Source organism: Urechidicola sp. KH5 (assembly GCF_054661455.1).
The window spans coordinates 740,131-752,988 of sequence record NZ_BAAFSW010000001.1; the positions used below are offsets into that span (position 1 = coordinate 740,131).

The 12,858-nt window shown below is 33.4% G+C and carries 14 protein-coding genes and 1 tRNA gene; 3 read left to right on the top strand and 12 right to left on the bottom strand.

Annotation, left to right across the window (positions count from 1 at the left end; genetic code table 11):
* Positions 1-32: 32 nt before the first annotated feature.
* Both ACYQ5R_RS03400 and ACYQ5R_RS03405 read left to right on the top strand, forming a co-directional pair.
* A complete protein-coding gene (locus ACYQ5R_RS03400; protein ID WP_460189503.1) occupies positions 33-581 on the top strand; it encodes an RNA polymerase sigma factor in 549 nt (182 codons plus the stop codon).
* Positions 578-1,345 carry an anti-sigma factor domain-containing protein gene (locus ACYQ5R_RS03405; RefSeq protein WP_460189504.1) on the top strand — a complete coding sequence of 256 codons (768 nt, stop codon included), beginning with the start codon at positions 578-580 and terminating at the stop codon, positions 1,343-1,345. The genes ACYQ5R_RS03400 and ACYQ5R_RS03405 overlap by 4 nt, the downstream gene beginning before the upstream one ends.
* Here ACYQ5R_RS03405 and ACYQ5R_RS03410 read toward each other — a convergent pair whose 3' ends face one another.
* The 4 genes from ACYQ5R_RS03410 to ACYQ5R_RS03425 all read right to left on the bottom strand — a co-directional run bounded on the left by ACYQ5R_RS03410 (position 1,346) and on the right by ACYQ5R_RS03425 (position 3,491).
* Complete coding sequence (locus ACYQ5R_RS03410; RefSeq protein ID WP_460189505.1) at positions 1,346-2,029, bottom strand: SDR family NAD(P)-dependent oxidoreductase; 684 nt, start codon at positions 2,027-2,029, stop codon at positions 1,346-1,348. It lies immediately after the preceding gene.
* 6 nt (positions 2,030-2,035) lie between these two features.
* On the bottom strand, positions 2,036-2,731 hold the full coding sequence (gene folE, locus ACYQ5R_RS03415) for a GTP cyclohydrolase I FolE (protein WP_460189506.1): 696 nt from the start codon (positions 2,729-2,731) through the stop codon (positions 2,036-2,038).
* Between the two features lie 361 nt (positions 2,732-3,092).
* A complete protein-coding gene (locus ACYQ5R_RS03420; RefSeq protein WP_460189507.1) occupies positions 3,093-3,281 on the bottom strand; it encodes a hypothetical protein in 189 nt (62 codons plus the stop codon).
* A 24-nt stretch (positions 3,282-3,305) separates the two neighbouring features.
* Positions 3,306-3,491, bottom strand: coding sequence for a hypothetical protein (locus tag ACYQ5R_RS03425; RefSeq protein ID WP_460189508.1), 186 nt, complete (start codon positions 3,489-3,491; stop codon positions 3,306-3,308).
* A 318-nt stretch (positions 3,492-3,809) separates the two neighbouring features.
* Here ACYQ5R_RS03425 and ACYQ5R_RS03430 point away from each other — a divergent pair, with 318 nt between their 5' ends.
* Complete coding sequence (locus ACYQ5R_RS03430; protein WP_460189509.1) at positions 3,810-5,624, top strand: T9SS type A sorting domain-containing protein; 1,815 nt, start codon at positions 3,810-3,812, stop codon at positions 5,622-5,624.
* A gap of 116 nt (positions 5,625-5,740) precedes the next feature.
* Here the strand turns inward: ACYQ5R_RS03430 and ACYQ5R_RS03435 are convergent.
* From ACYQ5R_RS03435 to ACYQ5R_RS03470, 8 genes are all read right to left on the bottom strand, one after another.
* Positions 5,741-5,814: transfer RNA gene (locus ACYQ5R_RS03435), tRNA-Asp, on the bottom strand.
* Between the two features lie 53 nt (positions 5,815-5,867).
* Positions 5,868-6,791, bottom strand: a complete 924-nt coding sequence (locus ACYQ5R_RS03440) for a DUF58 domain-containing protein (RefSeq protein ID WP_460189510.1) — start codon at positions 6,789-6,791, stop codon at positions 5,868-5,870.
* Between the two features lie 107 nt (positions 6,792-6,898).
* Entirely contained in the window at positions 6,899-7,216 is a 318-nt protein-coding gene (gene trxA, locus ACYQ5R_RS03445; RefSeq protein ID WP_460189511.1) for a thioredoxin, read from the bottom strand.
* Positions 7,217-7,371: 155 nt separating this feature from the next.
* Entirely contained in the window at positions 7,372-8,328 is a 957-nt protein-coding gene (metF, locus tag ACYQ5R_RS03450) for a methylenetetrahydrofolate reductase [NAD(P)H] (RefSeq protein WP_460189512.1), read from the bottom strand.
* A 48-nt stretch (positions 8,329-8,376) separates the two neighbouring features.
* Entirely contained in the window at positions 8,377-11,049 is a 2,673-nt protein-coding gene (gene metH / locus ACYQ5R_RS03455; RefSeq protein ID WP_460189513.1) for a methionine synthase, read from the bottom strand.
* A 47-nt stretch (positions 11,050-11,096) separates the two neighbouring features.
* Entirely contained in the window at positions 11,097-11,378 is a 282-nt protein-coding gene (locus ACYQ5R_RS03460) for an antibiotic biosynthesis monooxygenase family protein (protein ID WP_460189514.1), read from the bottom strand.
* Positions 11,375-12,364: a homocysteine S-methyltransferase family protein gene (locus ACYQ5R_RS03465; RefSeq protein WP_460189515.1), complete on the bottom strand. Its 990-nt coding sequence runs from the start codon at positions 12,362-12,364 to the stop codon at positions 11,375-11,377. Before ACYQ5R_RS03465 ends, ACYQ5R_RS03460 begins: the two co-directional genes overlap by 4 nt.
* 140 nt (positions 12,365-12,504) lie before the next feature.
* Positions 12,505-12,840, bottom strand: coding sequence for a 2Fe-2S iron-sulfur cluster-binding family protein (locus ACYQ5R_RS03470; protein ID WP_460189516.1), 336 nt, complete (start codon positions 12,838-12,840; stop codon positions 12,505-12,507).
* Positions 12,841-12,858 lie beyond the last annotated feature (18 nt).

Genomic DNA, 12,858 nt, shown 5'->3' on the forward strand with positions numbered 1-12,858 from the left:
TTTTCTTATTTTTAGGAAATATTTAACAAAATATGCCAACGGATAAATTGCTCATAGCTCGATTAAAATCTAAAGATGACAAAGCACTGTCTCAGCTATACGATTTGTATTCTGGAGCTATTTATGGGGTAATTATTAGAATTGTTAAAAACGAAGCCACAGCACAGCAACTTTTACAAGATACTTTTCTTTCGGTTTGGAATAAGATTGATTTGTACAATCCTTCTAAAGGCGCATTTTATACGTGGATGTATCGAATTGCTCGAAATAAAAGTCTCAATGAACTCAGAAAAAAGAATGAGCTCATCTATACAGATAATTTAGGTGTATATAAAATTGAGAGTACAGATCTAAATCTTAGTGATGATTTAAATCTTAATGGGGCCATACTAAAGCTAAGCAACCATCATAAACAAGCTATAAAGCTGGTATATTACAATGGATATACCCATGAAGAAGCGCATAAAGAAATGAATGTTCCATTGGGGACATTTAAATCTTACATACGACAAGCAATAAAAGAATTAAAATCAATTTACAAAGCATTGCCTACGCTATTATTAGTGTTTTTTAAGAAATGAATTCGGTAAATGAAATATTAGAAAACGATAGTTTATACCAATATGTTTTAGGAGAGTTGTCTGCAACTGAAATTCTAGAATTAGAGGCTCTTATTGCCGAAAATGTAGAATTGCAGAATGAGTTAACACTCATAGAAGAAACTCTTGAGTCTGTTGCAAATGAAAATAAGATAAGACCACCAGCTTCTATTAAGAATCATCTTGTAAGTAAAATTTCAAATCGAGATAATCAGACAATTTCATTGCCTAATTATTCCAGACTATATTACGCCGCAGCTGCTATTGCCATGATTTTTATAGTTAGTACAACTTATTTGTATTTAAACCTTTCAGAATTACAAAATAGGATGGTAGAAGTGAATGATTCTAACACACTTTTAAAAGAAAATTTAGAGACTTTATTAACAAATTTTGAAACTACTCAAGATTGGTACCAGCGAATCAATCAGCCTGACGTTGAAAAATACACTTTAACTGGAAACGATTTATCTCCTAACTCTGTTTTAATTAGTTATATCAATCCGGTTGAAAAAATTGCATTTGTAAATGTCGAACGTCTGAACGAATTAGATGAGGATCATGATTATCAATTATGGGCAGATGTCGATGGAGAAATGTTAAACATGGGTGTATTAAACAGTGATAACAAAATGATGGCTGTTACCTATTATGAAAATGCAACTTCACTAAACATTACCATAGAACCTAAAGGTGGAAGTAAACACCCAACGGTAACCCAATTAGTTTCTAATATTTCTATTTAATTATAGTTTCACTGTAGTAATTCCGGCATCAAGCTGAAATACTTGACCAGAAACAGGTTTTGAAATAGGACTCATAAGATATGTTGCCATTTGCGCTACTTCTTTAGGTTGTAAATATTGTTTATAAGGATGCCTTTCAACCATAGCTTCTCGCATTCTATCATTTCTAAGCACTCTGCTCCCTAAAGGAGTATCTGTAATTGTAGGTGCAATTATATTACACCTTACTTTAGTGGCATATTCTGCTGCTACTGTTTTTGCCAATCCTTCTAATGCCCCTTTTGCCATCGCAACACTGGCATGAAATGGCATACCCAATTTAACAGCCACCGTACTAAATAAAACAATACTACCATTTGAAGATACTTCTAATTTTGGCAAGTACTTTTGCATTATTCTAGCAGCCCCTAAAACATTGACGTTAAAATCATCAATTATTATGGATTCTTTTAAAGATTTAAAAGGTTTTAAATTGATAGAGCCTATGCAATAGACTAAACGATCAACTTGTTCAATATCGGGTAATGCATCAACCAAGGCATCGAGTGAAAAGTGTTTTAAATTTGCGTGATTCAAATCAGGAGGTGTTCGGCTTATATTTATAACATAATTATCCGAAATGTTTTCTTCAATAATCGCTTTTCCTATTCCTTTACTACCACCAATAACTAAAAGTGTTTCCATAACAATTTATTTATCTAAATATCCTTGTAATTCAACAATGCGCTCTTGCTTTTCAAAAGCACCTCCATAAAAACTAGTAACCGTAGCACTAGAATCATCTTGTACACCTCTTGATGACACACACAAATGCTTGGCATCAATAATTACAGCTACATCTTTTGTTTTTAATAATTGCTGTAATTCAACTCCAATCTGATTTGTAAGACGTTCTTGAACTTGTGGTCTTTTTGCATAGTATTGAACAATTCTATTTATTTTCGACAAACCAATCACTTGACCTTTCGAAATGTATGCTACGTGTGCTTTACCAATTATTGGAACAAAATGGTGTTCGCAATTAGAATAAAAAGTAATGTTTTTTTCAACCAACATTTGGTTATATTGGTATTTATTATCGAACAGAGCCACCTTAGGTTTGTTCTTAGGATTTAATCCTGAAAATATTTCGTCAACATACATTTTAGCTACTCTCTTCGGAGTACCTTTCAATGAATCATCAGTTAAATCAAGTCCCAATAAATTCATTATCTCTTTAAAGTGAAAAGCTATTTGAGCCTTTTTATCCTCATCTGAAATAGAAAAGGCATCTTTTTTCATAGGAGTTTCTAAGCCGGTAAATAAATGATTATCGCCAATTTCTTCTAAACTAAAATTGTCAATTGAAATCTTGTTAATTGCGGGTTCTATTAAAAACTTTTCCATAATTGTTACTTTTATGGATACGAATATACAATTTTTTGTTTAACTTTTCAACATTAATAGTTGAACAAAAATTTATTTCTTTAAAAATTGCGCTATTAATTTCGTTTTGTAGGAAGTTCCTATTACAAAATAGATCCCACTTTTTAACAAAGAAATATCTATTCTACAAAATTGATTCGAAGTTAATACAAGAAAGCAGAGTACATCATAAATTTTTACAACATTTACCGGAGCAAAACTACCAATAGTAATATAATTATATGAAAGGTTTGGATAAAATTATAGTCTTTTTTTATAATCTGGTTTATTCAAACTAGAACTGTTCTCAATAGCCCCAATATCTGTAATAGTAAGACTTCTATCATTTCCAAAAAATCGATTCTTGGTAAATATTGTTCAACAATGGTATTACCAAGATTACTAAAAATCCAGAAGCAGTAATTGCATGAATTGCTGAACTGATTGCTGTAAAGTAAAAATTATAAGCTGCAACATTCACAAATAAAGGATCAAATTGAAATACTGTTGTAATTTCATCTTTACTATTCATTCCATTAACTTAAGCATTAAGGATTTACCAAATTCGATAGGAAACACAAAAACTTTGAATGGTATTATCATTGGTAAAAAGCATTCCTTCTAAAGCTAAATTATCTAAAGTAGCGGTTTGAACTCTCGAGTTGCTATGCACTCTGCAATCTAATTGATCTTGGTCATCTGCCAAACAGAAAAGAAAATTAGGTTTTTGACTTGATTTCAATTAAGATTTAACGTCAAAATACATAAAAAATCATTGTAAAATTGGATATAGCTTGTCATTCTTTAATTGATCAGAATCCAATTTTAGATGAACAATTAATGATAAAATTGTAATTATTCTTAACACAAATCGTTTTGAAAATGATTCAATCAAAAGACCTGGTTCGATATCGTATTTTGGGGTTGATACTTTCTTACTAAAGTGAAATGGATAATAATCATCAAAAGAAAGGTAAAAACAATAATCATACATTCTTTATACATGGAAATATTTGTTTATATTTGAAAATCAATTATTTTAATAAATCTACTGAACCCCATGAAAAGAAAGATTTACCCCCAAATACTTATTTTTCTTTTAAGTATTCAGGCAATAGCTCAATTAACTGTTAGAAACACTAGTTTTATTTATGCAGATGATGTTGTTGTTTTTGTTGAAGACGATGTTAATTTAGAAGAAAGTACTGCAACTTTTTATTTAAGAAATGACAGTCAACTAATACAAGGTACTGGAACAACGGGAAATTCCGGCACCGGTAAATTAAGCTTATATCAAGATGGAGAGGTTGATCAATTTGAATATCACTATTGGGGATCACCAGTAGGAAATACAGTTTCCAATACAACAGGTAACGAAGAGTTTATTGCCAACGATGTCTTGCATGATATAGTTAATGATACGAATAGTAATTTAGCCTCTTTTACTGTAAATTTTAATGGAACTTCAAGTCCTTTGAATATTTCTACTCGTTGGTTATACGCTTTTGCCCCAGGTACTTCCTATAGTAATTGGAGTTATCTTGGTCAAACAGGGCAATTAGCCGCTGGTTATGGTTTTACTATGAAAGGAACTAGTGGTCATGGTGGTTCTCAAAACTATGATTTTAGAGGTAAACCAAACTCAGGAGATATAGCTGTTAATGTTCTTAATGGGAATTATACTTTAGTTGGTAATCCATATGCCTCTGCTTTAGATTTAGTTGATTTTCTGTACGATGTAAGCAATACATCAAATATTAGCTCAACTATTTATTTATGGGATCAAGATAGAGCAGTAAATTCTCATTTGCTTGCAGATTATTATGGAGGGTATGCTAGCTATACTGTAACTTCTGATGGATCTGTCGAAACGTTCACACCTGCAACCTATAGAACTTATAATGTTGATGGCACAATTAATGGCGGAGGGCCATCACTTCCTCTACCTCCTGGCGGAAGAGATGTTAGAAGGTATTTACCAATTGCTCAAGGTTTTATGGTAGAAGGCACAGCAAATGGAACAGCAATATTTAAAAATTCTCACCGTGATTTTGTTAAAGAAAGTAATCCTGGATCTTCCGCCTTATTTAGGCCTGCTACTGCTAGTTTAGAAATGGATAGAAGGGAGGAAAGTAACTCATACCAAGTTGAAAATCTAATTCAATATGGAAATAATGGGTTTAGTTTAGTTCCAAATGGCTTTATGAGATTTAGAATTAATATTGATTTTAACAACACCTATACAAGGCAATTAGTACAAACATTTACTCCATCAGCTACAATTGGTTATGACAGAGGATATGAATCTAAAACAGCTTCAACTTTAACAAACGATATCCACTGGCTCATAGGGGATATAAAATATGTTTCTGAGGCTAATGCTTACAGTGATGACTTAATTATTCCTTTACACCTTGACGCAAGTGATAATCTCGACATTCGATTCAGACTATTTGATATCCAACAATTTGATAATAATCCAATTTATTTGCATGACAAACAAGAGGATATTTATTACGATTTAATTACGCAACAACCAGAATTATTTGTTGAAGCAGGTTCCAATTCTGATAGATTTGAGATTACCTTTAGAACTAACAGTTCATTATCTGTTGGTGATGAGCGATTAACTGAATTAAAAATTTTCCAAGATAATGGAGCAAAAGCATTAAATATTCAAAATCCAAATACAGAAGGTCTTGAAAATCTTGAAATTTATGATGCAACAGGTAAGTTGATTTATGCTCAAGAAATCAATTCAAATGACAGCAATACTTCAATCAGCACTTCTCAATTAAGCACAGGAGTATATTTTGCTCGACTTTCTTTAATCGAATTTGGAACTCCAATTTCTCAAAAGATTGTGATTCACTAATAGGAATCTTTGAATTAAATATGATAAAAAATAGCCGCTTTTTAAGCGGCTATTTTTGTTATATCATTTGACTAAATATTCTCCAATAAAAAAGGGAAGTAAAAACTTCCCTTTTGCGGTCTGGACGGGACTCGAACCCGCGACCCCCTGCGTGACAGGCAGGTATTCTAACCAGCTGAACTACCAAACCGTTGCTGTTAGCGGATGCAAATATACAGTGGTTTTTTAAATCTGCAAACTATTTTATAAAAAACTTTTTCTACTTACTAAATAAGCAATTAGTACTGCTTCAAACCCTTGATGGATATCAACAGGAACATAGCTAATTTTGTACTGCATACACTTTAACTTAAGTGTTTCAAAATAAGTATTCACCTCATCCGAATATGTCTTTTTAATATTGTTGGCATAAACATTTATAGCCTCACCTGTTTCAACATCTACAAATTTTTTTGGTCGATTATCAAAATCAAAATTACGCTCTAATTTTCCGTCAAAAGTGTGAAATAAAATTACTTCATGCTTGTTGTATTTCAAATGCCTTAATGCTTCAAATAACTTCTCTTGATTTACTGTTGATTGAAACATATCAGTAAACAAAAACACCATCGATCTTTTGTGCATTTTCTCAGCAATCTCATGCAACACTTTAAAAGTATCTGTAGCTTCAATAGAAGGATTGTCTAAAACTTTCTCTAATTGAGACAGCAATATTCTTCTGTGCGCATCACTACCTTTTTCTGGAGTGTAATATTCCAATTGTTCATTATAAATACTCAAGCCAACAGCATCTCTTTGTCGTTTTAAAATTTCCATTAATGCTGCAGCACCATAAACCGAATATCCAATCTTGTTTAACGAATTTAAATTCACCTCTTTTACCTGCGGATAATGCATGGAAGCAGAGTTATCTATAATAATATGACAGCGTAAATTTGTTTCCTCCTCATATCGTTTTACATAAAGTTTATCTGTCTTTGCAAAAAGTTTCCAATCTATATGTCTTGTGCTCTCTCCTTTATTATACAAACGATGCTCAGCAAACTCCACAGAAAATCCATGAAACGGACTTTTGTGCATGCCAGTAATAAATCCTTCCACCACTTCCCTAGCGAGCAGCTCTAGATTTTTTAATTCGGCTATATGTTTTACAGAAATATCACTCATTAAAACAAATATACTTATTTCAATAGTTGTGTTATCTTGAAAAGTTGTTAAATAAAAAAGGCTCAACGCATTGTTGAGCCTTTTTATATTTCTAAGATTCTTACTAATTAAAGTGCAGCATCTATTTTAGCAGTATACGTGCTTTTTGGTGCCACACCAACTTGCTTATCTACTACTTCTCCGTTTTTAAATAATAAAACAGTAGGAATGTTACGAACACCGTATTTAGCTGCATATTCCTGATGTGCATCAACATCTACCTTACCAACAACGGCCTTACCATCGTAATCTGTAGCGATTTCTTCTATAATTGGACCTACCATTCTACAAGGACCACACCATGCTGCCCAAAAATCTACTAATACTGGTTTATCTGACTTTAATACTACTTCATCAAAAGAAGCATCTGTAATTTCTAATGCCATAATCTTATTTGTTAATCTGTTATAAGTTCATTTTGTATTGCAAAAATAGTTAATTATTGATGCCCTAAATATCAAATTTATCACTTTTATTTATAACACTATTTAAACTATCATTTTACCATCACAATAGTCTATCTAATCTAGTAATACTTATATTAAAAAACAGCTTTAGCAATTGCTTGAATATTGCTAGATTTACCCATAGAATAGTAATGCACTACTGGTACTCCAGCTTCAATTAACTCTTTACTTTGCTGAATTGCCCATTCTATTCCCACTTGTCGAACTGCCTTATTATCTGAACAAGCATTTACAGCATTCACTAAATCTTCCGGTAAGTCTAAACTAAATACCTGAGGAAGAATATTTAAGTGTCTTTTTACTGCCATAGGTTTAATTCCAGGGATAATTGGAACTGTGACACCCATATCTCTAGCGGCTTCAACAAACTCAAAATAACGCTTATTATCAAAAAACATTTGGGTAACTACATAGTGTGCACCGGCATCAACTTTTTGTTTTAATCTATGTAAATCAGTTTGCATACTCGGAGCTTCCATATGTTTTTCTGGATAACCTGCAACACCTACACAAAAATCTGATGAGTATTTTGACTCTATAGTTTCGTGTAAATATTTTCCTTCATTCAAATCTGCAATCTGCTTTACCAAATCAGACGCGTACGTATTTCCTCCTTCTACTGGTTTGAAATACTGTTCATGTTTTGCACTATCGCCTCGCAGAGCCATAACATTATCAATTCCTAAATAATGACAGTCAACCAAAACATATTCTGTCTCTTCTCGCGTAAAACCACCACACAGTACATGTGGCACCGCATCTACATCATACTTATGTTTAATAGAAGCACAAATTCCTACAGTACCCGGACGCATTCTTGTTGTTTTTCGTTCTAAAAGACCTCCTGCTTTTTTAACATAAACATATTCTTCTCTTGAAGTTGTTACATCTATAAATGGTGGTTTGAACTCCATTAATGGATCTATATTATTATAGAGCTCCTGAATATTCTGACCTTTAACTGGTGGTACTATTTCAAATGAGAATAGGGTGTTTCCGTTGGCGTTTTTTATATGTTCTGTTACTTTCATTTAGTTACTTTCTGTTTTAACAAGATACTTTGTCAAATTCTGAATAATTTAACTATCAACTATATTCGGGTTTAACCATTTCTTTGCAATTTCTAGAGGCATTCCTTTTCTTTCAGCCAAATCAGCAACTTGTTCTTCGGTAATTTTTCCTAAACCAAAGTAAGTAGCTTCTCTATTGGCAAAATAATATCCAGAAACAGAAGCAGCTGGCCACATGGCTAAACTCTCTGTTAACTCAACACCAATTCGCTCTTTAACTTTTAAGAGCTCCCAAATAGTCTCCTTTTCTGTATGATCTGGACAAGCTGGGTACCCTGGAGCTGGACGAATCCCCCTATAAGATTCAGAAATTAATTCTTCGTTCGACAAGGATTCATTTGCAGCGTAACCCCAATAATTTGTTCTAACCTCTTTATGTAAAAATTCAGCATACGCTTCTGCAAATCTATCTGCTAATGCCTTTACCATAATCGAGTTATAGTCATCTCCTTGTGCTTCATATTTATCGGCTAATTCTTTAGTCCCAAAACCAGTAGAGACACAAAAACAGCCCATATAATCTTGAATATTGGCTTCAGAAGGAGCTATAAAATCTGCTAAGGCGTAATTAGGCTTTCCTACCCTTTTATCCAATTGCTGCCTTAAAGTTCTAAAAGTGAATTTTTCTTCTTCACTTTTAGATTTCAGAGTAAGCTCAATATCGTCATAATTCACAGAATTGGCTTCAAATATTCCAAAAACAGCTTTAGTTTGCAATAACTTTTTAGATACAATCTCATTTAACAGCTTCTGAGCATCCGCAAATAATTCTGTAGCTTGTTTTCCTACAACTTTATCCTTCAAAATGTCAGGGTATTTTCCGTGCAAATCCCAAGATCTAAAAAACGGACTCCAATCAATATAAGGTAAAAGCTCTTCTAAGGTTATATGCTCTAAAACATAAACACCTAACTTATTAGGTTTAAAAATTTCAGCATTATCCCAATCAATCTTAAACTTTCTAGAACGTGCTTCTTGTAAGCCAATTAACTTTTTCTTTTTGGTTCTACTTAAGAACTTACTTCTAAAATCTTGATATTCAGTTTTAAGATTCGAAACGTAATTTTGAGACTGACTGTTCAAAAGGTCACCAACAACGGTAACTGCTCTAGAGGCATCATTTACATGCACAACTGCATTCTGATATTCAGGATCTATCTTTACAGAGGTATGCGCTTTAGAGGTAGTTGCTCCACCAATCATTAATGGCAGCTTTAAATTCAATCGATCCATTTCCTTAGCTAAATACACCATTTCATCTAAAGATGGAGTAATCAAACCACTTAAACCTATAATATCAACATCTTCTTTTTGAGCGGTTTCTAAAATCTTTTCTGGTGGCACCATAACACCAAGGTCTACTATTTCGTAGTTGTTACATGCTAGAACTACACCAACAATATTTTTACCAATATCGTGCACATCTCCTTTAACTGTAGCTAATAATATCTTACCATTTGAATCCGAAACATCTGAACCCGATGCTCTTTTTTCTTCTTCAATATAAGGTAGTAAGTATGCCACAGCTTTTTTCATAACACGTGCAGATTTTACAACTTGGGGCAAGAACATCTTTCCAGACCCAAATAAATCTCCTACTACATTCATTCCTGTCATAAGATGTCCCTCAATTACCTCTAAAGGTTTTGCAACAGATAATCGTGCTTCTTCTACATCTGTTTCAATATAGGCATCAATTCCTTTTACCAAAGCTCGTGTAATTCGATCTTGAAGTGGCTCTTCTCTCCAAGACAAATCCTCAACAATTTCCTTTTTTGTGCCTTTTACAGTCTCTGCAAACTCAAGAAGTCTTTCCGTAGCGTCATCCCTCCTATCGAGAATAACATCTTCAACATGTTCTAATAAATCCTTTGGAATATCGTCATAAACTTCTAACATAGTAGGGTTAACTATCCCCATATTCATACCTGCTTCTATGGCATGAAATAAAAATACCGAGTGCATTGCTTCTCGCACAGTATTATTCCCTCTAAAAGAAAACGAAACATTACTTACACCACCACTTACACTTACATGAGGTAAGTTTTGACGCACCCAACGCGTAGCCTCAATAAAATCTATGGCATTTTTTTTATGCTCCTCCATTCCAGTTGCTACTGGAAAAATATTTAAATCAAAGATGATATCTTCTGGCGGAAAATTCACTTTTTCAACAAGTACATCATACGATCTTTTAGCAATTTCTATTCTACGATCATAAGTATCTGCTTGCCCTACTTCGTCAAATGCCATAATTATTACAGCAGCACCATATCGCTTTATTTTCTTTGCTTGTGCTATAAACTCAGCTTCACCTTCTTTTAAACTGATAGAATTTACAACACATTTTCCCTGAACTACTTGCAATCCTGCTTCGATAATTTCCCACTTAGAGGAATCAATCATCATTGGTACCCGTGCAATGTCTGGCTCAGACGCAATCAGATTTAAAAATCGAACCATGGCTGCTTTTCCATCAATTAAACCATCGTCCATATTTACATCAACAATCTGCGCTCCGCCTTCAACTTGATGACGCGCAATAGCCAAGGCTTCATCAAATTTTTCTTCCTTCACCAATCTCAAAAACTTACGAGAACCTGCCACATTGGTACGTTCACCAACATTGATAAAATTGCTGTTTTCATCAATAATCAAAGGTTCTAAACCAGATAATCTCATTGGTTTTCTTTGCAAAGTATTTAAATCTTGACTATTCAATTCTAATTTTACTTATAATGTTGTACAGTTGGAAAAGGGTCATAAAAATGATGTAATAATTCTTTCCACTCCTGATATTCTTCTGACTTTCTAAATCCTATTTCGTGATCTTCTATTGATTCCCAATTCACTAAGAGGATATATTTATTCACCTCTTCAACGCATTTCTTCAACTCATGAGAAATATATCCCTGTATCGAAGAAATTATTTTTTGTGCTTTTTCAAAGGCAATTTCAAATTGATCAGTTTGTCCATTTTTAATATTTAATATGGCAACCTCTAAAATCATATTTTTCTTGGAGAATACTTTGATGCTACTTCTGCAATAGCACTTATATGATCAGGAGTTGTTCCACAACAACCACCTATAATATTAATTAATCCTTTGTCCAAATATTCTTCTATTTGAGATGCCATTTCTTCTGGAGTCTGATCATACTCTCCAAAAGCATTTGGTAATCCCGCATTTGGATGTGCAGAAATTGCGTATTGCGACTTATCTGAAACTATTTGTAAATATGGCGTTAATTGATTTGCTCCCAAGGCACAGTTAAAACCTACTGTTAATAAATCTACATGAGAAACAGCAATCAAAAAAGCTTCTGCTGTTTGTCCTGATAGTGTTCTTCCGGAGGCATCAGTAATGGTTCCACTTACCATAATTGGTAAATTCAATCCTCGTTCTTCATTAACTTCCTCTATAGCAAATAAAGCGGCCTTCGCATTTAAAGTATCAAAAATAGTCTCTACTAATAAGATATCAACTCCACCATCTACAAGTGCCTCTACTTGCTGTTTGTAAGCAATTCTCAACTCGTCAAAAGTAACTGCTCTAAAACCAGGATCATTTACGTCTGGGGACATACTAGCAGTTCTGTTAGTGGGTCCCATAGAACCAGCAACAAATCTTGGTTTATTTGGTTCAGTTTCTTTAAACTCATCTGCTACCTCTCTAGCAATTTTTGCAGATTGATAGTTTAATTCATACACATAGTCCTCCATGTCGTAATCAGCCATGGCAATGGTTGTGCCAGAGAAGGTATTTGTTTCGGCAATATCTGCACCAGCATTAAAATATTGTCTATGAATATCTTTTATCGCTTCTGGTTGCGTAATAGAAAGCATATCATTATTTCCTTTTACAGGTGTGTGCCAGTCTTTAAATTGTTCCCCTCGATAATCCTCTTCAGTAAAATTATGACGTTGAATCATGGTTCCCATGGCACCATCTAAAACAAGTATACGTTCTTTTAAAATGTTTTTTATTTCTGACATGCTGTATATAATTTGACTCTAGGTTTAGTTTAAACCATTTTACTAATTACAAAAAATCAAGCTGCAAAGATATTTAATCCCGCCACTAAATACTATATAGATTGTTTAAAAAAACCCTCAAATAATTGAGGGTTTTAATTTTATACGTCTGATTCGGGGGCGAGTTCAATTTCTAATCCTTCTAAATCTGGAGTTATTTGAATTTGACACCCTAATCTACTATTATCCTCAACATAAAATGCTTCTGCCAACATCAAATCTTCATCAGTACTCATCTCGGGTAATTGGTGATCTGAATGCACATAGCACTGACACGATGCACACATGGCCATACCACCACAGATACCAACAGTACCTTCTGGAGCCAACTCATAAGCTCTTACTACTTCCATTACATTCATTGCCATATCTGTTGGGGCTTGAATATCGTGAGTGACTCCGTCTCTATCTTTTATTTTTATGTTTATGTCGGACATCGTTTTTTTATTTAAAAT